The 22,545-nt window shown below is 58.2% G+C and carries 24 protein-coding genes; 23 read left to right on the top strand and 1 reads right to left on the bottom strand.

The window, feature by feature from the left end; translation table 11 throughout:
- Positions 1-74: 74 nt before the first annotated feature.
- The 14 genes from WDO72_01985 to WDO72_01920 all read left to right on the top strand — a co-directional run bounded on the left by WDO72_01985 (position 75) and on the right by WDO72_01920 (position 12,216).
- Positions 75-428: a hypothetical protein gene (locus tag WDO72_01985; GenBank protein MEJ0084427.1), complete on the top strand. Its 354-nt coding sequence runs from the start codon at positions 75-77 to the stop codon at positions 426-428.
- Between the two features lie 62 nt (positions 429-490).
- Positions 491-802 carry a hypothetical protein gene (locus WDO72_01980; GenBank protein MEJ0084426.1) on the top strand — a complete coding sequence of 104 codons (312 nt, stop codon included), beginning with the start codon at positions 491-493 and terminating at the stop codon, positions 800-802.
- Between the two features lie 91 nt (positions 803-893).
- The gene (locus WDO72_01975; GenBank protein MEJ0084425.1) at positions 894-1,229 is read left to right on the top strand and encodes a hypothetical protein; all 336 of its coding nucleotides are present in this window, start codon (positions 894-896) and stop codon (positions 1,227-1,229) included.
- A 525-nt stretch (positions 1,230-1,754) separates the two neighbouring features.
- Complete coding sequence (locus tag WDO72_01970) at positions 1,755-2,162, top strand: HEAT repeat domain-containing protein (protein ID MEJ0084424.1); 408 nt, start codon at positions 1,755-1,757, stop codon at positions 2,160-2,162.
- A 1,057-nt stretch (positions 2,163-3,219) separates the two neighbouring features.
- On the top strand, positions 3,220-3,651 hold the full coding sequence (locus WDO72_01965; GenBank protein MEJ0084423.1) for a hypothetical protein: 432 nt from the start codon (positions 3,220-3,222) through the stop codon (positions 3,649-3,651).
- A gap of 117 nt (positions 3,652-3,768) precedes the next feature.
- The gene (locus WDO72_01960) at positions 3,769-4,098 is read left to right on the top strand and encodes a hypothetical protein (protein ID MEJ0084422.1); all 330 of its coding nucleotides are present in this window, start codon (positions 3,769-3,771) and stop codon (positions 4,096-4,098) included.
- A gap of 921 nt (positions 4,099-5,019) precedes the next feature.
- Positions 5,020-5,505, top strand: a complete 486-nt coding sequence (locus tag WDO72_01955; protein ID MEJ0084421.1) for a hypothetical protein — start codon at positions 5,020-5,022, stop codon at positions 5,503-5,505.
- A 569-nt stretch (positions 5,506-6,074) separates the two neighbouring features.
- A complete protein-coding gene (locus WDO72_01950) occupies positions 6,075-6,593 on the top strand; it encodes a DUF2314 domain-containing protein (protein MEJ0084420.1) in 519 nt (172 codons plus the stop codon).
- A 102-nt stretch (positions 6,594-6,695) separates the two neighbouring features.
- Positions 6,696-7,154 (top strand): T6SS immunity protein Tdi1 domain-containing protein, encoded by a 459-nt coding sequence (locus WDO72_01945; GenBank protein MEJ0084419.1) that lies wholly within the window; start codon positions 6,696-6,698, stop codon positions 7,152-7,154.
- A 93-nt stretch (positions 7,155-7,247) separates the two neighbouring features.
- Positions 7,248-7,586 carry a ribonuclease E inhibitor RraB gene (locus WDO72_01940; GenBank protein ID MEJ0084418.1) on the top strand — a complete coding sequence of 113 codons (339 nt, stop codon included), beginning with the start codon at positions 7,248-7,250 and terminating at the stop codon, positions 7,584-7,586.
- Between the two features lie 115 nt (positions 7,587-7,701).
- The gene (locus WDO72_01935; protein MEJ0084417.1) at positions 7,702-8,052 is read left to right on the top strand and encodes a hypothetical protein; all 351 of its coding nucleotides are present in this window, start codon (positions 7,702-7,704) and stop codon (positions 8,050-8,052) included.
- Between the two features lie 1,484 nt (positions 8,053-9,536).
- Complete coding sequence (locus WDO72_01930; GenBank protein ID MEJ0084416.1) at positions 9,537-10,043, top strand: hypothetical protein; 507 nt, start codon at positions 9,537-9,539, stop codon at positions 10,041-10,043.
- Positions 10,044-10,119: 76 nt separating this feature from the next.
- Positions 10,120-10,449: an outer membrane protein assembly factor BamE gene (bamE, locus tag WDO72_01925; GenBank protein ID MEJ0084415.1), complete on the top strand. Its 330-nt coding sequence runs from the start codon at positions 10,120-10,122 to the stop codon at positions 10,447-10,449.
- Positions 10,450-11,592: 1,143 nt separating this feature from the next.
- Positions 11,593-12,216 (top strand): hypothetical protein, encoded by a 624-nt coding sequence (locus WDO72_01920; protein MEJ0084414.1) that lies wholly within the window; start codon positions 11,593-11,595, stop codon positions 12,214-12,216.
- A gap of 1,056 nt (positions 12,217-13,272) precedes the next feature.
- Here the strand turns inward: WDO72_01920 and WDO72_01915 are convergent.
- Positions 13,273-14,424 (bottom strand): IS481 family transposase, encoded by a 1,152-nt coding sequence (locus WDO72_01915; protein ID MEJ0084413.1) that lies wholly within the window; start codon positions 14,422-14,424, stop codon positions 13,273-13,275.
- A 740-nt stretch (positions 14,425-15,164) separates the two neighbouring features.
- Here WDO72_01915 and WDO72_01910 point away from each other — a divergent pair.
- The 9 genes from WDO72_01910 (at position 15,165) to WDO72_01870 (ending at position 22,492) form a co-directional block, all read left to right on the top strand.
- Positions 15,165-15,572, top strand: coding sequence for a hypothetical protein (locus WDO72_01910; protein MEJ0084412.1), 408 nt, complete (start codon positions 15,165-15,167; stop codon positions 15,570-15,572).
- Between the two features lie 689 nt (positions 15,573-16,261).
- Complete coding sequence (locus tag WDO72_01905) at positions 16,262-16,582, top strand: hypothetical protein (protein ID MEJ0084411.1); 321 nt, start codon at positions 16,262-16,264, stop codon at positions 16,580-16,582.
- 499 nt (positions 16,583-17,081) lie between these two features.
- Positions 17,082-17,396 (top strand): DUF2185 domain-containing protein, encoded by a 315-nt coding sequence (locus WDO72_01900; GenBank protein ID MEJ0084410.1) that lies wholly within the window; start codon positions 17,082-17,084, stop codon positions 17,394-17,396.
- Between the two features lie 639 nt (positions 17,397-18,035).
- Complete coding sequence (locus tag WDO72_01895) at positions 18,036-18,449, top strand: transposase (GenBank protein MEJ0084409.1); 414 nt, start codon at positions 18,036-18,038, stop codon at positions 18,447-18,449.
- The gene (gene tnpB, locus WDO72_01890; protein MEJ0084408.1) at positions 18,446-18,793 is read left to right on the top strand and encodes an IS66 family insertion sequence element accessory protein TnpB; all 348 of its coding nucleotides are present in this window, start codon (positions 18,446-18,448) and stop codon (positions 18,791-18,793) included. The genes WDO72_01895 and tnpB overlap by 4 nt, the downstream gene beginning before the upstream one ends.
- 45 nt (positions 18,794-18,838) lie before the next feature.
- Complete coding sequence (locus tag WDO72_01885; GenBank protein MEJ0084407.1) at positions 18,839-20,359, top strand: IS66 family transposase; 1,521 nt, start codon at positions 18,839-18,841, stop codon at positions 20,357-20,359.
- 438 nt (positions 20,360-20,797) lie between these two features.
- Positions 20,798-21,127 carry a hypothetical protein gene (locus WDO72_01880; protein ID MEJ0084406.1) on the top strand — a complete coding sequence of 110 codons (330 nt, stop codon included), beginning with the start codon at positions 20,798-20,800 and terminating at the stop codon, positions 21,125-21,127.
- 92 nt (positions 21,128-21,219) lie between these two features.
- On the top strand, positions 21,220-21,822 hold the full coding sequence (locus tag WDO72_01875) for a GNAT family N-acetyltransferase (GenBank protein ID MEJ0084405.1): 603 nt from the start codon (positions 21,220-21,222) through the stop codon (positions 21,820-21,822).
- Between the two features lie 193 nt (positions 21,823-22,015).
- Entirely contained in the window at positions 22,016-22,492 is a 477-nt protein-coding gene (locus tag WDO72_01870) for a cupin domain-containing protein (protein ID MEJ0084404.1), read from the top strand.
- The last annotated feature ends 53 nt before the right edge of the window (positions 22,493-22,545 follow it).

The raw sequence follows: 22,545 nt of genomic DNA, 5'->3' as shown, positions 1-22,545 counted from the left end.
AGGGAGTGCAGCGTGTTAATCAGCGGTAAATGTCCAGAAACTCCGTTACCGACCATTAATAAGAGTTAGACGGCATGAGCCTCCGATCAAACCAGTGGTTCCGCCGCGCCGCAATTGGCGTCACGGGAGTCACTTTCATTCTCTTCGGAATTCGGGCCGCGCTGCACGTTGCGAATGGCGACGCTGCTGACACCTTCACGAATGTGAAAGGTATGCATATCAGTTGGGGAACAGCATTGGTCTTTTTGGTTTGCCTGGCCGCTGCGTTCGGTGCGGCGCTGATCGCCAGTTGGTGGCATGGACGAGGCGGATGGTTCAGATTCGTCCGCTTTAGAAATCCCCGTATCCAGAGAGTCGACGCTGGGGAAATCAGGTCCTCCGCCGACATGCCGTCTAACAAATCGCTGGAGCGGACGCGTGATAGATAAAGTGCCAAGTTCGTATGTCGGCGCGCGCGCCGCTCAGCTCAACCGTTAGGCGGCAAAGCCCAATGTCGAACCTCAGCGCACCAATACTCGCCGAAGTGCCGAACAGCGGAATCGTTCAGCTTCCTGGTCGCCGCTTTCCCGGCGTAGTAGTCCAGGGCGATTCACTTTCTTCCATGTTCGATGAGCTGGCATCGGCGCTAGGCCACGCGAAGAACCGTGGTGACGAGGAGGCGTATTACGCTACGTTCGCGGTTGCGTCGCGGCTTCAAGAACTTCTCGCCGCTTACGAGAACACCTTAGGCGCTATTGGTGCGTCGCTGCCTTACTCCGCATCGATCAAGACGAGGCAAGTCCATGACGACTTTGCCGCCTAACAAATCGCTCGAGCGGACGCGTGAGGGATAAAGTGCCAAGTTCATACGTCGGCGTGCGCGCCGCTCAGCTCAACCGTTAGAGGGCAGGAACGTGAGCGCAGAAATTGTTCTCATCGCGAGCGCTGCAGGGCTAGGCGCCGTATTCCTGGTCGTAGCAATTTGCAACATAGCCTTCTACGTTCAGCTCAAACGGCACGAGCACGACACTTGGCTTTCCCTCGGCTCGCCAATGCCCCTAGCGAACCTTGACACTTCAAACTTCGCGCAGGTTCGTAGGTTTCTTGGTGAAGGGCGGCACAAGGAGCTGCGTGATTCTCAGAGTGCGCGCCTCGGCGGCTTTGTGCTCATCACGGATCGTATTTTCCTCGGCTACGTAGCTGTCGCCGCACTCGGCGTCGGCTATGTCATATTCTTTGTCCGACCATGATGCCCTCTAACAAATCGCTGGAGCGGACGCGTGCGAGATAAAGTGCCAAGCTCAAACGTCGGCGCGCGCGCCGCTCAGCTCAACCGTTATCCGGCTGGGTCTCGACATGAGTTGGTCGCAGCACCAAGTGCGTGAAGAACTCTTCGTTGCCGCGGCCGCCGATGTTGCGGCTCAGTCTTTGGTATTCGTTGCGGTGTGTAGGGCTGCTTCGCAGGTGGTAACACTCGAAACGCAGCAGGGGCTCGAACGGTCGAGGGCGGCAAACGGCCGCTGCGGTCCTTGGCTTTGCCAACTTCATCGGCTTCGGTCAAGTCGCCCTTTGCTCGAAGGTAGTTCGAGGGTTACGCTTGCCCGCATGTTATCGCCCATCAGACTCGAACCCTCGGCGCGACGCCGGCTAACAAATCGCTGCAGCGAACACGCGGCCATCAGGTTCTCGGCCGTTCGTCGTGCGAGCCATCGAGATCAACCAGCTTCGTTCAACGTCGCAGCGCCGCGCGTCGCTGAGCTCAAACGTTAGGTGTCATGAGCCCGCATGACTGGCAACGAGTGGTCAAGGCGCTGCGCGATGTAGCGAGCGACGACGTTGCGGTCGAAGCGGCTGCGGAACTTCAGGCCAAAGCAACCATTGAGGACGTTCCCAGACTGATCGACCTTCTTAACGACGACAGCTTCTTCGTACGGGAAGCGGCTGCTTGGCCTCTGTCGGATCTTGGCGTTGTAGAGGCGCTGCCAGTCTTGCTTGACGCGTACCAGCGGGGTTTGGAAGATGGGCACGACAACGACGGATTCTCTGCGGCGCTAGCCGACTTGGTTTCCGCCAAACCAGATACATCACGGCGCCGTCTTAAATCCCTAGTGCGCGAGGCGAGACCAGGCAGCAAACACGCGCAGTGGCTGTTGCAGTTCTGCGAGCCCAAGAATGACACCTAACAAATCGCTCGAGCGGACGCGTGCAAAATAAAGTGCCAAGCTCATGCACCGGCGTGCGCGCCGCTCAGCTCGAACGTTAGATGGCACGAGAATTCTCATCGCCAGGCCTAGGAGCCATGTTGCCGGGCAGCATACGCTGGGCACTTGCAGCGTACGTGGTGCCTGCAATCCTGATTTGCGCCGCATTGCTCCTCATTCGGGGCGGCCCGGTCACGGCGCAGTCGTTCAACTACTCACTCACACTTCTTGTGGTTCTGTTGGTCTCGGCGGCAATCGCCGTTGTCTGCCTTGTAGTAGCGAGTGTCTTGGCGGTCCAGTCGCTACGTTTCGACTCGACTTCAGTTCGATGGCCGCAGTATGCGGTCCTGCTCGCCGCGGCCGTGCCAACTTTCGTCGCCGCGTTCTGGCTTACACAATGACGAAGTCGCGCGCGCCATCTAACAACTCGTTGGAGCGGACGCGTGAGGAATAAAGTGCCAAGCTCATACACCGGCCTGCGCGCCGCTCAACTCAACCGTTAGAGCGCAATGAATCGTCCTCTTACAACCCTGTCCGTCCTTGTGTTGGTGCTTGGCTGCGCGGGTGCACATTCGGAGGAGCAGACTTGGAGCTTTGTTACTGCCGTTGGCGGGCTTAAAGTCGGCACACCTGTTCAATCAAATGGCAGATGGTCATTGCCGATCCAGGCGGACGTGGCGGGCCTTAACGCGATCACTAATAAGCCGAGCACAATGAAATCAGGGCTTGTGTGCAAGGCGGTCAAGGCGCAGGTCAGAGGTGACAACATCTTCTTGGTGCTGGAAACCAAAGTTGCCCACGGGACTGGCACGTGCCGATGTCCTGACGCCAAATTAGGGCGACTTGCTGATGGCAGCTACGACGTTTGGTAGGGTACGCCACAAACGAAAGGAATATCTCTGGGAACTGTTCGTGTTGCGCTCTAACAAATCGCTCGAGCGGACGCGTGTCGGATAAAGTGCCAAGTGCGTGCGCCGGCGTGCGCGCCGCTCAGCTCAACCGTTAGGCGGCAAGCGTGGCGTATGAGCGAGTCCATACGGTGTCGGACTACTACGACGGTCCTCGCGAAGGGCTGGCCGACTACGGTGGTGTGCCTCATCGATATAAGAGCCAGTGGGATAAGGCCGCAGATGATTGGGCCGAAACGTTTGAGTTGACTCCTGTTGATGCGGAGACGTTCGGCCTTGAGATTGAACGTTGGCAGATCTGGCGCACCTGGGAGCGAGCATTTCACTCCGGCCAAGCGGCGCAGGAGTCTCATCCCGGCTACGGTGGTAAGCACGCCCGTTACGACGAGCTCGGTAAGCTGATCGAGTCGCGCATGCTGCCGCTGAAACCGCTCAACGTATATTCAATCGCGAAGTTTCGCGCCCTTCCTGGGCAGGATCTTCCCGGCTACATGATGCGGGAGCTCGAAGTCGAGTGGGGTTTGCCGCCTAACAAATCGTTCGAGCGGACGCGTGAGGGATAAAGTGCCAAGCTCATACACCGGCGTGCGCGCCGCTCAACTCAACCGTTAGGCGACACTCTTGCGCATCAGCAGCGTCACGACAGCTAGCCATCCAGGCTTCTTCCAAGGGCGATGGCAATGACGCTAAGCGTTTTGCGCGCGGCATCTGGCTTCCTGCTCGCCGCGCTTTTGTTCGCGGCCGGCAACTACTTCGGTGATTGGGGATTCTTTGGCGGCGCTGGCAAGGCTGTGATGAGCGGGGTCGGATTTCTCTTGGCGATATTCTTGGCAATCTTTCAGCCTAGAATTGAGCGCGAAATGCACGCACGCCGTGAAGCGCAGTTGGAAGTAGAACGGGAATGGGAACGTACGCGTGATAAATCGAACGATGAGGTTGAATCAGAAAAACTTCAACGGGCGATCGGGATGTCGCCTAACAAATCGCTCGAGCGGACGCGTGCAAAATAAAGTGCCAAGTACAAACGCCGGCGCGCGCGCCGCTCAGCTCAACCGTTAGGCGGCAAAGACGCATGTTCCCTCTCGTCGGCACACTCGGAGTAGTAGCAGGCCTCTCAGCTATTTCGATGTTCTGCTTGCTGGTTGCATGGCGGCTGCCGCTACCATTCCGCTCGCTAGGCGGTGCCGGTATGTTGGGTTTCGTTTTCTTGGTCTATTTGGCGGCTCTCATTTCAATGTTGGTCGGGGCAGCCCGCTGGAGGCAATTCCGAGAGGCGTTGCGCTCACGGTTCAAGTATCTCTTCGTGGCCTCGGTCCTAGTAGTAATTGGCTATGCCGGCTACGTATCGTATGCCATGTACAGCTTGTCTCAATCCACGGATCTGTAGACAGATGCCGCCTAACAAATCGCTGGAGCGGACGCGTGAGGGATAAAGTGCCAAGCTCATACATCGGCGTGCGCGCCGCTCAGCTCAACCGTTAGAGCACACAAATCTTTGTGCAGTTCGGCAAGCGCATCGCTAAAAACTTCACCTTCGGTTCCGCAGCGCCCCATCATCGCGGTGGCGCACCGAATCAAGCGGCCAAGTGCGCAGGTCGGAAGCATTGTTCGACCGAGCCCCCGAGATCAATCGCAAGTCCGGTCAAGTCCGCGGCCCAGCTACTTCAAAGGCTTAAGGTAAGCGTGGTTGCGCCGCTGGTTTGTCGGGGGCATTCTGCGCCTCAGCTTCGGCGAAAGCCCTTCGATCCGGCAATGCGGCTGCCGGGCATCCGCCAGAGAGCCAAGTGGCAAGAGACTCAATCGACTTCGGGTAGCAATGTCATGTGCGCTCTAACAACTCGCTGCAGCGGACGCGCTCACGGTCAAGTGCCAAGCTCAGGCCTCGGCGTGCGCGCCGCTGAGCTCAAACGTTAGCGGGCACAGGCAGCGGCATGTTCGACCTAGTCGGCAAGTACTTTTGGGCGCTTTGCATCGGAGTAACAGCCCTCAACTTTTATGTCTTAGCTCCACGAAACGGGGCGCCCGGGACGGACGACTTGGAAGACATCGCGGAGCTACAAACGATGCGGCACCGCGTCTTTGGCCTTGCTATCCTGCCGTGGCTTGTAATGGGTATCAGCCAAGTTGTAGGCGACGTTCCCAACGTTTGGAGTTTCTTTCGCCCTCAGGATTTAGATCCCTACGTGTGGTCTTGGTATGTCTCAATCTTCCTTCTGTCCTGCGCCTTCGCCTACTGGGTGTATTTTCGAGGCGGGGCGAGACTCGCCATTGCATTGAAACTCATTCAGGTCTCCGGCTTTCGCGGGCAGGTGACGGTGAATGAGAAGTGGGTAAAGATATTTGCGGCTCTGGGACCTCCATTCACCATCTTCTGGGTCTGGCTAGCGTGGACCATGGATACGCCGGTGGTGAAGTAGTGCCCGCTAACAAATCGCTGGAGCGGACGCGTGATAGATAAAGTGCCAAGCTCATACCGCGGCGTGCGCGCCGCTCAGCTCAGACGTTAGGCGACTCGGATGGCTTTGTCAGCAGTTCTTTCGTATCTCTTAATTCAACTATCGCGGCAGGGATGTGTGCCACAAAAAGTTAGCTGCGGTAGTTAATGGCGGGGAAATAGAATGATCACCACAAAATCGGTCGCGCATCTGCTTTTCTGCGCAGTACTACTCTCTGTACTCTTGTTTAGTGTCGCAAACTACTACTTCGAGCTGGGATACTTAAGCGCTCGCACAGCGAAGCTCACTATGCTTGGTGCCGTAATAGTTTCAGTACTTTACGTGACGATGTTTCCGCGAAAATCCACACCGCATCGCTCGTGACTGCGATCGACATGCTAATTGAGATCAGTGGCAAGCCACTCAAGAAGGCGTCATCCTGTACTCAGGACAGTCGCCTAACAAATCGCTGGAGCGGACGCGTGAGGGATAAAGTGCCAAGCTCATACATCGGTGCGCGCGCCGCTCAGCTCAACCGTTAGGCGTCGAAGATGACTCTTCGCGAAATTCTAGGATCGATTCCGGGCCTCGCCGTTCTGATTGGCCTGGCCCTGGGAGGGCTTTGGTCTTGGGAACAAAGTCGCAAGCGACGCGCCAGGGGCTTGGACATTGATACGACGGATCCAATTTGGCTCGCCGCACTCGAAAAAGCTCGCGCCTCCTTGCCCAGGTTTTTCGAGCTGGCTGAAGACTACCCAGCGCAGGCGTATGTGAAGTATCCCCTGCTAACCACGAAGGGGTTTACGGAGCACGTTTGGGGGCCTGTAGTCTCTTTGAGAGAAGGGACGATCATGGCGGGCATAGAGACACCTCCGATCGATGGTAGACCTGCTACTGCGCCGCCATACGAATTGCAGGCGTCTCAGATCGAGGATTGGCGCGTTGAACTCGGTGACGGTCGAATCTATGGTGCCTACACTGCGAGGGCGCAATTTGAATACGCAAGAAAACTTGGGCATGAGATTACTGCGCATATGCTCGAAGTCGAAAGTCGCCTGGTCGACGCCTAACCAATCGCTGGAGCGAACGCGTGAAAGATAAAGTGCCAAGCTCAAACGTCTGCGCGCGCGTCGCTCAGCTCAACCGTTATGCCGCTCGATAGGTCGCGCTTCGTGGCGTCCGTCGACCTTGGCGAGGTGCGCTCGGCACTGAGCGAATGGTCTTGGCTCCTGCGCGAGGACGCGTGGAATCCCGTGCTAGTCAGCGCATCCGGCGATGTGTTTCATGCGCGCGCATCTGGGGAAATCTTCCGTCTCGATACGGGATCGGGTAAGTTGGCTAGGATCGCCGATACGGCCGCGGAGTTTGAGGCCTCGCTTGAAGACGTCGAACTGGCTGAGGATTTGCTGCTCACGCCGGTAGTAGACGAACTCCTCAACTCGGGTCGCGCCTTGGTTCCTGGTCAATGTTTTAGCTTTGCGATTCTTCCGATCTTTAAAGAGGGGAGTTACGCTGCGGCGAATCGCTTTCCTCTCTCTGCCGTTGAGCATGTGCGGGTTACAGGTGATATTCACGCGCAGATTCAAGGCATGGAAGATGGACAACAAGTCCGCCTGTCGGTAGTTGAGTAGCGGCATAACAAATCGCTGGAGCGGACGCGTGAAGGATAAAGTGCCAAGCTCGTACATCGGCGTGCGCGCCGCTCAGCTCAATCGTTAGACGACATGCGGACGCTTTACCCTGACGATGACGACGGTGACGCGCTCAAAAAGGTAGAGGCGCATGGCGCCGACATGTCCAAGCCCATGCGCATCGAGTTTTCGATTGACGTCCCGGACGTTGAAAGGGCTCGATCTCTCTCGGAGCGAATCGCCGCTCACGGCTACGAGCCGGACATCTTCATAAACGATGAAGACGGTACGGTCAGTATCTATTGCGCGCGCACCATGTTGGCGACCCACGAAGGTGTCGTGGCGGCGCAAGCCGAGTTGAATGTACTCTGTGTTACGTTTGCTGCGATTTGCGATGGCTGGATCACAGCGGGTAATAAGCGGGACCACTAGATCGTGCATCGCGAATGTCGTCTAACAAATCGCTGGAGCGGACGCGCGATGGATAAAGTGCCAAGCTCATACATCGGCGCGCGCGCCGCTCAGCTCAACCGTTAGGCATCAATCTGTGGGTCCGGCAATCGTCCTTTGGAACGCAACGAAACGGGAGCACGTTTCATTCCATCACGTCGGCGCGAGCACAAGGCGCGAAGTAGCTGGAAATTCTGTTTCCGCTGCTATTGTCACGTGGTATCTGATACAGAATGTTGGTGACGACATTTCGCTGCATGCGCAGTGGGACGAGCACGAAGTGCCCAATCCTGTCTATTCTGAAGCTGTGCTTAACCCCGACCGAATGGACCATGTAGTGGCGGCGCTAATCAACGCAGGCATCTTGAAGGACGAAGGGTTCAACTTTCGCGACGATGAAGATCCACAGGTTTACGTGCGACACCTTCGCAATATCTGGGGGGATTGATGCCTAACAAATCGCTCGAGCGGACGCGTGAGGGATAAAGTGCCAAGCTCGTACACCGACGCGCGCGCCGCTCAGCTCAATCGTTAGACCGCACAAATCTTTTCTGCTGCTGGTGGCGCATCGCAAGAATCTTCCCTTCGGTTCCGCGGCGCCCAATCATCGCGGTGGCGCACCGAATCGACCGGCCAGGTCCGCAGGTCGGAAGCAATATTCGACCGAGCCCCCGAGATCAATCGCAAGTCCGCTCAAGGCCGCGGCCCAGCTACTTCAAAGGGTTAAGGTAAGCGTGGTTGCGCCGCTGGGTTCGAGGCGGCATCCTGCGCCTCAGCTTCGGCGAAAGCCCTCCGATCCGGTGTCACGGTTGCCGGGCATCCGCCAGAGAGTTCAGAGGTAAGGGACTCAATCGTCTTCGTCGAGGAACGACATGTGCGATCTAACAACACGCTGCAGCGGACGCGTTCACGGTCAAGTGCCAAGCTCGTGCGCCTGCGTGCGCGCCGCTGAGCTTAGCCGTTAGGCGCCATGCGTAGCCGACTCCCAGTTGCTCTCGCGCTTGCTACCGCTGCGGTTGCATGCACGAAGGAATCGGATGTCGCGGCAATTAGTTCCAACGTTGCGCAAAGCGTTTGCGCCCTTCCAGCCATCCACGCGGAGCACGACGGGAAGCGAGCTCAGATTCGCGGCCGTTTCGATGTGCACGCGCACGGCGTCTTCCTTAAAGATGAGCGTTGCCCTGGCTATATGCTGTCGCTCGAGGGGGTAAGCGGAGGGCCAGATGTCACGCTCTGCACCCCGGAGCGCCTCGCACAGGAGTTTGGATGCCCTGGCGGAAACCACAACGGCCCGGTTGTCACGGTGGTAGGTATTCTTAAGCCGTCCAAGAAGTCCCAGTACGGGAATATTCTGGTCTCGGAGATGCGTGACTTCGAGAATGCGCGCACAGGCGAGCGTTTCACACCTTGAACGGGCGTCTAACAAATCGCTGGAGCGGACGCGTGAGGGATAAAGTGCCAAGCTCATACACCGGCGCGCGCGCCGCTCAGCTCAACCGTTAGGTGCAGTTGAAGTGAACGCTCGTCGCATCCTGCTTTCTATTGTGGGTGGTACTGGGTTCACGGCGATTACGGCGATCGCAGCAAGCATTGCATTGGAATTGAGCGCCGATGTCGCGTCTCGCCTACTGTTTTGGCCAAACTCGATATTGCAGCTGGCCGTTCCGTGTAACAACATAGGGACCTCAACTGAGCCCATGTGTGAAGGGACGCCATTAAACGTTTTCGCCTACCTAGCCAGCTTTCCTCTAGCTGTTCTTGTGTATTCGTCGCTGTTCTATTGGTCGCTCCGTTCAAGGACACCTCAGGCACCTAACAAATCGCTGGAGCGGACGCGTGATAGATAAAGTGCCAAGCTCGAACGTTGGCGTGCGCGCCGCTCAGCTCAAACGTTAGGCGGCTATGAACCTTCCCACGAAGGCGCATAAATGGGTGGCTGCGATTCCGCGCAGCACTTTGGTCTTTGCGCTTCTTCATGCCGCTGCAGCGTTCGTCTTGGTATTCGCCGTATTTGAAAGCAGATGCGTCGACGAATCTGGTGTTTACGGATTAGATGGCTGCTCCATTAAGTACGATCCATGGAGAGAGGGGGACGCGCCGTACGTGCTGGCAAGTCTTGCCCTGATTTTGGGCTCATTGGTGGCAATTCTCGCCGGCGGCCGCGCTGCGAGACTGGTATTGCTGATCAGTCTTGCCGCGTACTTTGCAATTGGCTTCCGTGTATCGCTACGGCAAACCGAAGATTTCCTAATCAGCACCGGCCAAGCTCATGGATGGACTAGTGTCTTTGAAGAGTGGTCGCAGTATTTCGTGCCAGAAATATGGTTGTTTCGAATAGGGTTGATTGCCTTTGATTCATGGTTCCTATTCGGGCAGCCGACACGAGAGCTTTTCGCAAAGCCGCCTAACAAATCGCTGGAGCGGACGCTTGAAAGATAAAGTGCCAAGCTCATACGTCGGCGTGTGCGCCGCTCAGCTCAGCCGTTAGGCGGCAAGTCACTAGTAGGGGCAACTCATGAATCCCGCACCTTCAAGGCTCGCTGCCATTCTGTTGCTTTGCTTCTTCTCGAGCACTGCGCTCGCCGGTAAACCGACCGACAAAGTCGAACCAGGCATGTCGAAAGATCAGGTTCAAAAGCTATTGGGTAAGCCTGCCAATCGCTCTTTCCGCGCGTCCGACGAGGCGTGGCAGTACCAAGAAGTGGCGGGCTTCGGGCAATGCAAGTACACGACGGTGTGGCTTCGAGACTCGAAGGTAGTCGGTCTCTCTGAGCGGCGCGGAAGGAGCGTCGCAGGTTGCGGGCTGGGGTCGAAAGAAATCGATTGGTCGGAGATGCCGCAATGATCAAGCGCTTGCCCCCTAACAAATCGCTGGAGCGGACGCGTGAGGGATAAAGTGCCAAGCTCATACACCGGCGCGCGCGCCGCTCAGCTCAACCGTTAGGCAGCACTCATGGGACTACGCGACTACTATCAGCAAGAGGCAGCGCGTTGGCTCGAAGTCACTTGTGGAATCGCGTTGCTAGCGTTCTCGGGCTTGTCCGGCTTTGTGGCAATCTTTGGCGTCGTACAAAGCAATAGATACCCACGCGCCCTTATCGCAACGGCAATTTTCGGTCTCATTTCTTGGGGCCTGTTACGGTTAGCGTTCAGGCTGCTTCAGAGGCGACGCCCCATCGGACGCGCGTTGCTCTCTCCGACTGCGTTAATAGCTGGTTCTGCGGTTTTCCTCGTTGGAGGGGTCTTACTCATTGTTTTCGCAATCACTGAGCGCGACTTCCGCCTCCTAATCCTAGGCCTGGGCAATCTTCCGGCCTCATATTTCAGCTTAAAGTTCGCCCTTGAGAGACGAAGGCAAACGGTGCCGCCTAACAAATCGCTGGAGCGGACGCGTGAGGGATAAAGTGCCAAGCTCATACGTCGGCGCGCGCGCCGCTCAGCTCAAACGTTAGGCAGCACGGAAGCCATGGCGCTCCACCCGGACTTTCCAGTCGTCACAGGCAGTTATCAGCTCACGGACGAGTGGTCGTTGACGCTGCCGGACCGATTTAATAGACGTATCGAAGACGGTAGCCTCGTGCTTTGGAGAGACCAGCTGACCTTCTGGATAATCGCGTGGAACAACAACGACGGAGAGTCACTGGACGAGCGACTCTCGTCAATTCTTGCTATCGCCAGTCCGCATCGCGAGGCCGAACAAATTGAGCGAGCTTCGTCGCTGATTCGATTGACGTACGAACTTCCAGAAGAAGACACTTCTCGGACACCGCCATCGTACAAGGCAATATCAGGTTACGTCATTGGCCGATCTGGGCATCTTCAAATGTCGGCATCTTTCGACACACCGGCTGCACGATCTGCCGCATACCAAGTCATACACTCAGCGCAGGAGCTGCCTAACAAATCGCTGGAGCGGACGCGTGAGGGATAAAGTGCCAAGTTCATGCGCCGGCGTGCGCGCCGCTCAGCTCAACCGTTAGGCCCACTGATGCGTTTCGTACTCCCCATCGTCTCCCTCCTGGCACTGGCGGCTTGCAGCGAACAAGGCGCGCCCGGTATTGGTGGCGCCGCATTCGACGATCAAAGGTTAGTAGCGGAAGTGAACGGCTACCCAGGCTTCGTCGCGCCAATCATGAGTGAGGAAGTTAGTGGAAGCTGTCCGGGATCAGCCACGCAGCAGTTCGACAAAATGTTTGCTGATTTTAGAGAAAGCTATACCACCAATGGAGAAAAACCTGTAGAGCTTGGGACTCATCAGCTTCAAGTCTCGTTTGCGAGCCAAGTTTTCGTCATCGCACATGGTCAGAACGAGCTGGTTCGGGAACAACTTCCGCGCGCTTTCTATATGGAGGAAATGTGGGTGGGAATCGACCAGGTGGACGGGAATGATGTGATCGTCGTTTCTACCCGCACACGCTCAACCACTGGTCGGTACTTCGTCGGGCTCTATTCGCTCGCTGGTGAGCCGTTATATCGGCGCGTCCTTAGCGCTGGCGATGTGTGGGACATCGAACACTCCGATGCCGGAATTGTCGTCCTTGGCGCGTGTTCTAAGAGGTTGCTTAGCGTTAGTGGGCCTAACAAATCGCTGGAGCGGACGCGTGTGGAATAAAGTGCCAAGCTCATGCGTCGGCGTGCGCGCCGCTCAGCTCGGCCGTTAGGCGGCACTCAAGTGCAGCTTTCTATCAACCGCCTACTGACCATTGCCGCCCTTGCGACAATCTGTGCCTATGCCCCTCAACCGACGCAAGCCCAATCGCCAATTGATCCACCCACGACCACCGAGATTCGCGCCCTCGAGGCGAAGGTCAGAATGCCGCATGGCGCGACGTCGCTGAGAAAATATGTCCGCTACTATTATTCGGTAGCCCAGTCCGGGAGTCGCACCATCGCAGGCATTTACATCGCAAGGTCGTGGCTCCAACCCTCCGAAATACCCACTGGGAGCATATCCGTCGTGGCTGGAGAATCTGAGGTGTCGGTGCCCGAAGACGCCGGGTGCGCCGTCGTCTTCGTCGCGTATGAGATTGGCGTCGCTACAAGAGTGAGAGCTTCGTGTGGAGCTGAGTTAGTAGAAGCCGTGAATATGCCGCCTAACAAATCGCTGGAGCGGACGCGTGAGGGATAAAGTGCCAAGCTCATACGACGGCGTGCGCGCCGCTCAGCTCAATCGTTAGACGGCACAAGATGCGCCACCGTATATTCGTCCCACTAGTTACCGACCCCGAGTCACTGAGGGAAGTCGAAGCGGTAGCTGCGGGGGATGGCCAATTCCGCCTAGTTGGCTCCTCGAGCCAAACTGATCCTGTGCAATTCAAGCGCGGCGAGACTGTTGAGTGCGAAATTCGTACGCTCGCAAATGGATCGAAGGGCCTCGTTGCTATCCGGTCGATGTCCGCGGATCCGGAGTTCCGGACGCGCCGAAATATTTTCGCGGTGTTTGGGGCCATTGTTGGGGGAATCCTCGGGGCTGCGATAGGTTTCTGGATCGATACAAGCGGCGCCTCTGCCGCGGTGGGGCTTCTTGTCGGCGCAGTGATATTTTCATTTAGTTCTGCTCGGTGGGGTGACGACGCATGGGTCACCTTGAGCCGTTTGCTGCGATGGATGTAGGTTGTGACCGGTCGGGGAGATAGGTAACAGATTAGTCCGGAGACATGGGTAACAGTTACCGTTGTCGAAGTAGCCTGCCATAAGCGTCTTCAATTTTCATAGATCGCTCGTGCAGCGGCCCGAGTCGGAGCGATCCGAAGTACACATTCCAGATCCCGTCATCGATTTCTTCGAGCCCGACGTACTCGCCGACACAGGTGGTCGAGACGTTCACCCATTGCTTGTTCCATCGGATGCCGCCATTGGCGCTGACGTAGCGGACTTCAAAACGATCGGGATATTCGAGCGGCGGTAGTTTGTTCGGCATGGGTCTGGGTGATGGTTGATAGAGATCGGCGGGTACTCGCTGCTCGATCGCCTCGTGAGGTCGTTCGTGATTGAACTCCGCGCGGAACCGATCGAACTTCAACTGCTGTGAGCGCATGGCGGCCGCGGGTGGGCGGGTGGCTTCGGCCTTGAGGGTACGATGCATGCGCTCGTGGCGACCGTTTTGCTGCGGACGACCGGGCTCGATCAGTTGCGGCAAGACGCCGAGCCGTATCCACCACGCAGATAATTTAGACAATCGCGCGAGGGTGTTGGTCGCGAACGGCACGCCGTTGTCGGAGCGGATGAACAGCGGCAACCCGTACTCTTGAAACAGTCGTTGGAAGACGGGTTTTGCGCCCGCCACGGAAGTATCTTGAAGTCCGTGACAACCCAGCAGAAAGCGACTGAACCCATCGGTCACGGTGAGTGGATAGCAGTATCGGCCGTTGCCCATGCGAAACTGACCTTTGAAGTCTGCGCACCAGATCTGGTTGGGGAACAGGATCGAGGTGGTGGGCTTGCCCGGATGTCCAATGATCCGGCGCGAGCGCGGACGCTTGACGAGACCGTGTCGCTTGAGCAGTTCGCAGGTCGCCGAGCGTCCTGGCAGCTTCCATCCCGGATGACGTCGCGACACCACCGCCAGCAGCTTCTTGGCGCCCCAGGTCGGATGGCGTCGGCGCAGCTCCAGCAACGCATCGCGCACCTGAGGGTCGGTGGCGTTCGGTGCCGAACACGGTCGGCGAGAGCGATCCTCAAGCCCCGCTGGGCCGCTTCGAATGAAGCGCTCAATCCACTTGTAGCCAGTCTTGCGGGAGATACCGAACTCGATGCACAGTTCGCTCACCGACCGAGCACCTCGCAAATGGTCCGCGATGAAGAGGGTCTTTTGATGCATGGGCGTAGTTTGACTCCAGGGCATGAGGCACCTCCGATCGGTGCCCGAGTATCGTCAAACTGTCACCCATGTCCCTGGACTGGAGTGTTACCTATGTTCCCGGACCGTACCAGCTGCGGTGCGCAAGCCGAAGCTACGTCGAGTTCTACAACACCGAGCGACTTCATTCGTCGCTCGGCTATCGTTCACCGATCGAGTTCGAACAACAGAAGTCCTAACCCATGGGTGTCCACTTTTGCGAAGGAAGTCCCCGCGTGATAGATAAAGTGCCAAGCCCACACCGCGGCGCGCGCGCCGCTCAGCTCAGCCGTTAGGTGGCAGGTGATGGGTCGCGCGTTAAAGCCCCAAGAATTTGACGATGTAGTCCAGTTCGTCACGAAGGGTTCAAAGGCGCCTACCGCGGCGCTAAGCCGTATCGCAGAGGCGAAGCGGGTCGCGTTAGCAGCGGAGCTACGTCGCTACGGTGAGGATGTCGTCGCTTCGAAGGTAGAATCCTTGCCGGCCGCAAGGGTGGATGCTATTCATGCTCGCGGCATGAGGATCGCATTTACTGGCATGAAGGTACTCGCCGCCTTGTGTCTCGCGGCAGTCGAAGAGGTCGAAGGCTCAGCTCGGCCTCTAGCGCGCAAGAGACGTAGGCCTGCCACCTAACAAATCGCTGGAGCGGACGCGTGCAGGATAAAGTTCCAAGCTCAAACGTCGACGCGCGCGCCGCTCAGCTCAACAGTTAGGCGTTGCTCGTGCACGAATCCTACGACCACTGGAGCGAGTTACTGCGCGCGATGAATATGGCACTGCGCAACGGCTCTCTAAAGCCGCCAGGCATTACAGATGCTCTTGTGGAAATGGGATATGAAATTGATCATTGCGTTGTATTTGAGGTGTTTCTGGTAGAAGGCTCGATGTGGGCAGTTCGTCTGATGAACCGCTCCGGTTACGCTGATGAGGCGAGGATTGATCTCCTGGACTCAACCAAGCGCAGCCACCTCTATTTGAAGGAAGCATATGGTCTGGGTAAGAAGAATCAGTTAATGCTTAGGGCCGCGCGAGACTTGCATGTCGAGCTGTCGGACTCTTCGCCGTACAAGCGGCGCAAAACGAAGGCCGCGCCGCCTAACAAATCGCTGGAACGGACGCGTGGACGATGAAGTGCCAAGCCCACACGTCTGCGCGCGCGCCGCTCAGCTCAGCCGTTAGGTGGCCAAGTGACGTTTGCGCCTACGTCAAGACTTCGTGAGTTCATGCGGCTTACTCTCGCTCGCGTGGAAAGTTTGCCTCGTTGGAGCTCGCCGCAGTGGAATTCGCTTTGGTCATACGTTGTTGTTGAAGGCGTGCTGGCGATTTACCTCGCCTCTTTGCTCTTAGTGGTCTTAAGACTTGCCGATGGGGCGAGTGGAATCGTCAGCCTGTCTTGGGTTATCTGGTGCGTTCTCGCACTGGCGATGTTGGCGGCCTGGTCGATCTGTCGCGGGTTGGATCACGAAGAGCAGACACAAGCGTTGCGTGACCGCTTAGCGCAAGCTACCGGCGTCACGCGCTTTAAGGAAAGGACTCTTGGAGTTGCGTTTCTGCTTGGTGGGGTCGTATGTCTGGGAGGAGCGTCGTACTTTGCGACGAGATAAATCCACGTGTGGCCACCTAACAAATCGCTCGAGCGGACGCGTGAGGGATAAAGTGCCAAGCTCATACATCGGCGCGCGCGCCGCTCAGCTCAACCGTTAGGCGGCAAATGGATAGGCCTGCGCTAAAGCTGACCGCGTGGATAGGAGTCGCCCTCCTGTTCGGGGGTGCGTTCGCTTCGGCATCAATGCTGTTTCGGGATACGGCGAAAATATGGATGGGTATCGCATCGCTTGCCGCTTTCGCGGTCGGAGTGGCTGCCCTCGCAGTTGCCAGCCGCCACTTCGCATCAAGAACCGTGGTGCTCAAGCGCATCGTCGCGGTTGCCTTGTTCGGCATCACGGCGCCCATCGTCTTGGGTTTCGAGCCTATTGTTGCGATTCCAAACAAGTCATTGCGCCTGGGTGCGATGTACTTGGTATGCGCCTTGGCCTTTTTGGCGATCAGTCGAATCACGCCTCTCAGAATCAATTCGTGGTTTGAGGATCGTGTCAGTTTTCCGCCTAACGAATCGCTGGAGCGGGCGCGTGAAAGATAAAGTGTCAAGCTCATATGCCGGCGCGGGCGCCGCTCAGCTCAACCGTTAGGCCAGCAGCCCAAACGATGCGCAAGATTCTCAAGAAACTCGGCCTCGTCGTCGCTTGGCTCTGCCTCACTCTCTTAGGTGGCGGCGTAGGTACAGCTATTGCGTGGTTTAGCTCCTCGATGGAAAGCTACGGGGACGGGCTGTGGGTTGCAGTCGGAGGATTTCTCGGGCTATTTGTAGGTGCCTTGGGAGGGATGGTCGTTCTTGTATGGGTGGAAGATCGCCTCGCTCGTCGACGGACAGCGCCTTGATTGTCTCGCCCATTAAACGAGGTGACATGTGTATCTTCTTCTCTATGGCGGAAGCGCGTTCTGGCCTAACAAATCGCTGGAGCGGACGCATGAGGGATAAAGTGCCAAGCCCAGGCGGTGGCGTGCGCGCCGCTCAGCTCAACCGTTAGGCATCCTTGTCCACCGCAAGCCCAAAGCGTTTTCACTTGTCAGCTTCGGCCATGCGGCCGCTCGCAGAGGGCCGAGGTTCGTGCATCGCGTCGGACCGAATCACCGTGGACGGCAAGGGTGTTGGCTTCATGTACCGCGAACCGCCTGACGATCCGATCGATAGCGGGTGGCGTTTCCTATCTGGCGAAGAGACTCAGGGCTACGTGGATCAGCCCGCCAACCTCGCGCTTTACGACCTCAACACCATTGCGAACTATGATCCCGGCATCATCAGTCTCTTGGACGCGCCGGTTGGGAGCGCGTTCAGACGCGGTATAGATGGGTTATTTGCTCCAGAGGAAATGCCAAGTGATCCGGACGCCTAACAACTCGCTGGAGCGGACGCGTGAGGGATAAAGTGCCAAGTTCATACACCGGCGTGCGCGCCGATCAGCTCAACCGTTAGGCGTCATATGGTCGCGCCTGCCTTACGTTCTCCACTCACCGAATCACAGCTGGAAGCACTGCTCAGCCGTGTATGCGTCGACCTCGGGCTTTGCCTCACGCCGGATAGCTATGATCACCTGGTGACATCACCGCCTGGAGATGCGGCGTCCTTAACCGATGCGATCTTTGTGGCGGAAGGAATGTCGCCTCGGTCCGCGGATCAATCGCTTTACGCTAAAGTGAAGTCCTATGTTGAAGACGCACTCTCAGGTGTCGCCTCAAGTGATGACGCCTAACAAATCGCTGGAGCGGACGCGTGAGGGATAAAGTGCCAAGTGCAGGGGTCGGCATGTGCGTGGCTCAGCTCAACCGTTAGAGCGCGCACGCATGACGTACATTCGTCGTCTTTATTTATCACCCAACGGCCGCGCTGGGCGCCTTTCCTACAACTTCTTCTTTTTTGTTCCGCTTTTCCTAACTAGTGTAAGCGTCCGGTCTGGGCACACTCTTGAGATCGATCGCGTCGACGCATGATGGGGCGATGAGTGGCACGGAGGTCGTGTCCACTTGGAGCCCAGATGGACACTTCGAGCAAGAGTGAGCAAGGCGGCAAGCGTCAGTTTCGATCAGTGCAAGAGAAGCTGCGGATTGTCGAAGAAGCGAGCCGGCCTGGTGCGTCGGTTGCGGCGGTGGCGCTTCGTAACGGCGTGAACGCCAACCTGGTGTTTGGATGGCGACGACTGCACCGGCGCGGATTGCTCGAGCGCCAGCGCGAGATGGGGCCGCGGCTGCTGCCGGTGAAGGTGACGATGCCGACGCTGACGCCGAGCGAGCGGGCAACGGCACCGGCGACGACGCGCGCCAAGGTTCCCGCAGCGCAGACTCCCATCTGTGTCGAGATCGCGTTCGCGGGCGCCGTGAGCGTGCGATTACACGGCGAGATCCCGCCCGCGACGCTCACCCACATCCTCGAGTGGGCTTCTCGTCGATGATCGCGCTGCCGGCGGGAGTGAAGGTGTGGCTGGCCGCCGGCGCCACTGACATGCGTAAAGGGTTCGACGGCCTTGCTGCAAGCGTGCAGGAGCAACTCGCCGAGGATCCGTTCTCCGGACAGCTGTTTGTGTTTCGTGGCCGAGCGGGCGATCGGGTGAAGATCCTGTGGTGGAGCGGTGATGGGATGTGTCTTTTTGCCAAACGACTTGAGCGCGGCCGGTTCGTATGGCCGCAGGCAACCCATGGCTCGGTCAACTTGACCGGCGCGCAGCTGTCGATGCTGCTGGAAGGGATCGACTGGCGGCGTATCGAGCGCACGTACGAGCCGACGCTGGCGGTGTGATAAGTAGTTAGCCACTGTCGATCGGGTGCGGTATCATGCGCACCCATGGCGCTCACACGCGAGCAACTGCCGAAGGATCTCGAGACTCTCACGACCTTCGCGCTCACCCAGGCACTCGAGCTCGAGAAGCTGCGCTTCGAGATCGCGGTGCTCAAGCGCCAGAAGTACGGCCGATCCTCAGAACAAGCCGACCGGGAGCTCTTGCAGATGCAGCTTCGGCTCGAGGATCTGGAGTCGCAGCTCGCCGCCCGTCCCGCGCACACGCAACCGCCCCCGAAGGAGCCGGCGGTCAAGCCCGTGCGCCGGCCGCTTCCCGAGCATCTGCCGCGCGAGTCGATCGTGCACGAGAGCGCCTGCGCCTGCCCGGAGTGCGGCGGCGCGCTGCGCCCCGCAGGCGAAGACGTCGCCGAGATGATCGAGTGGATCTCGGAGCGCTACAAAGTCATCCGTCACGTGCGGCCGAAGTTCTCGTGCGTGAAGTGCGAGAAGCTCGTGCAGGCACCGGCTCCTGCTCGTCCGATTGCCCGAGGCCTTGCCGGTCCCGGGATGCTCGCACACGTCCTGGTATCCAAGTATGCCGATCATCTGCCGCTGTATCGGCAGAGCCAGATCTTTGCCCGCGATGGGATCGATCTGGACCGTTCAACGCTCGCCGACTGGGTCGGAGGCGCAAGCGAGTTGCTCTCGCCGCTCCTCGAGGCACTGGGCCGCTACGTGTTGTCGGCCGAGAAGCTGCACGCCGACGACACGCCGGTGCCGGTTCTGGCCCCTGGTCGTGGCACGACCAAGCAAGGACGGCTGTGGACTTACGTGCGCGATGATCGGCCTGCCGGATCCACAGAGCCGCCAGCGGTGCTCATGCGCTACTCGCCGGATCGTAAAGCCGAGCGGCCCAACGCTCACCTAACTACGTTCGTCGGAGTCCTGCAGGCCGACGGATATGCCGGGTTCAAGGGACTGTACGACCGACCCAAAGATCCGCTGATCGAGGCGGCTTGCTGGGCGCACGCGCGGCGCAAGTTCTTCGACTTGCACGCCGCGAACGGCTCTCCCGTCGCCGCCGAAGCGCTCGCGCGCATCGGCGAACTCTACGCAATCGAGGATGAGATCCGAGGCTCGCCGCCCGATCAACGTCGAGAAGTACGCCAGGCCCGCGCCGGTCCCGCACTCCACGCCTTGCACGCCTGGCTGCACGAGCAGTTGTCGAAGGTCGCCCAGAAGAGCCAGTTCGCGCTCGCGATCCGTTACACGCTCTCGCGCTGGACGGCGCTCACGCGTTATCGCGACGACGGGCGCATCGAGATCGACAACAACGCGGCGGAGCGATCCTTGCGCACGGTCGCGCTCGGGCGCAAGAACTGGCTCTTTGCCGGCTGCGATGATGGCGGCGAGCGTGCTGCCGGGATCTACTCGCTCATCGCGACCGCGCAGCTCAACAGCTTGAACATCGAGGCGTATCTGCGCTACCTGTTCGAACGCCTGCCCGAGCATCCGATCAACCACGTCGATGAACTCCTGCCATGGGCCATCGCCGCCGAACTACCTGAGCTCAAGCTCGCCGCCTGATCGCGTGTCAATGCGCCCAGACCGGACGCTTACTAACTAGTATGATCCTGGGCGTTTTCTTGGCGCGAAATCCCGAGTCGGCATTAGTCGTGTTCGTCGCGTTTCTATTGCTTACATTGTGGCCAATGTTCGTTATGACTACTAAGCGGCTGCATGATGTGGGCCTCTCCGGCTGGTGGCTTCTTGTGATATGGGGCGCAACTTTGGGTTTAAAGTTGCTCCTTGCGCGCTACGGGCCTATCTATGCGTATCTCGTAACACTGGTTGTAGCGGTGCTATTCATGTCTTGGCCCGGCACGAACGGTCCAAACAGGTATGGGCCGAAGCCGTAGCAGAATGTGCGCTCTAACAAATCAATGGAGCGGACGCGTGCAAGATAAAGTACCAAGCTCAGACGCTGGCGCGCGCGCCGCGCCGCTCAACTGTTAGTCGTCACTCATGCGCCTCACCGTCAGGCCAAGTCTCGTCGTCCTGGGTACCATCTTCGTTCTGCCCATGGCTGTCTACTCGATCTACTTCGTGTGGGACACACATCGACTGCGGTCATTTTGCGGTGAACTTCGCCCCGGCACGCCAGTTGCCCAGGTTGCACAAATCGCCGCTCGCCATGGCGTTGACCAAAAGTCGATAATTGACAGTCGAAAGTTCTCGGCGGATGCGAAGGATCAGCGAATGATCGCTGTGGCCCCTTCGACGATGGGTGAAATGGGCTGTGACATCAAACTCAATGGAGCCGAGGTTGTGTCGGCAATCTTGTCAGGCTCTTGACGGTTAACAAATTACTGGAGCGGACGTGTGAAGGATAAAGTGCGAAGCCCGAGGGTCGGTGCGCGCGCCGCTCAGCTCAACCGCCAGGCGTCATGAAAATCACCCCCGCATCCCGCTCCGATCTCGACGAAGCCGTGGGCTGCTTGACCACTGCTTTCGCACAGGATCCGATCACCGGATTCCTGCTGCAGACCAGTCAGGGCTACCAGGAACGCGTGACTCAATTCTTCTCGCTGCTGATGCGTGCACGCATCGCGCTCAATATGCCGGTCCTTGTGGCCCGGAACACCGCTGCCATTCATGGAGCAGCGATGGGCTATGCAACTGTACACCCCAGATGGCCAACAAGCCTTACGGAAGACTGGGATCGCTTTGAGAAAGCTATTCCCGGACTGAGCGATCGCATGGCGATCTACGACGAGATTGCTAGCAAGGGTAAGCCAGCGGCTCCGCACTACTATCTTGGTGTGATCGGAGTAGACCCAGATTCGCATGGCCGCGGCATCGGGACGCAGCTGCTACGGTCGTTCTGCGGCCTTTCGGCCCGTGATCCGCTTTCTTCTGGCGTCTACCTCGAGACGGCGCAGGAGTCGAATCTCGGGTTCTATGAGCGCGCCGGCTTTTCGGAGACCGGCCGCGGAAGCCTCGGGAGCGCAACCCTGTGGTGTATGTTTCTGTCGCACGGACCGCGATGACGCCTAACAAATCACTGGAGCAGACGCGTGAGATATAAAGTACCTGGCTCATACAGCAGCGTTTGCGGCGGTCAGCTCAAACTTTAGGCCGCATATGCACGTCGTAGCCTTCCACATCGCAATCTCGGCGCTTCTTGCCAGCACGCTTCCGACGCAAGTATTCGCAACGGAACCACCATTTACAGAGACACCGGTGGTTGTCTCAGCCGAGGTGGCGCTATGGCTCACTTACGACGCCGGTAGGTTGCGTATATTGGCGTCCGCCGAGAGCACAGGCGGCCGTTACTCCGTGCTGGAACTCAACGAGTCTCCTGCGTACAAGACGCCTCCTCACATGCATCCTGACATGGATGAAACGTTCTACGTTTTGGAAGGGACGCTGGAGCTGCGACTTCCCGGCAAGACTTACCGCTTGGGTGCGGGTTCCTACACTCACGTCCCTCGCAATACACCGCACGCGCAGGGAAGTTCTGACGACAAGCCAGTTCGAGTGTTGATCACCCTCTCGCCTGGCGAGTTTGAAGCCTTCTTTCTGGATCGTGTCGGTCTTATGACGAGGATTCCTCGCGGCCACCCTGACTTTCAGCGCCTCTACCTGGAAATTGTCCGAAAACACTCCAGATGGTTGCAGCCTGCTTCTTTAGAACCTCCGACTACCGAGAATCGCTAATGCACCTTCTGACTGCCACGCACGGGTGCGACTTCATCCTTCGCTCCAGCCGG

The sequence above is a fragment of the Pseudomonadota bacterium genome, assembly GCA_037200975.1.
Lineage (GTDB): Bacteria > Pseudomonadota > Gammaproteobacteria > Steroidobacterales > Steroidobacteraceae > CADEED01.
This window is presented reverse-complemented; position numbering and strand designations above follow the sequence as displayed.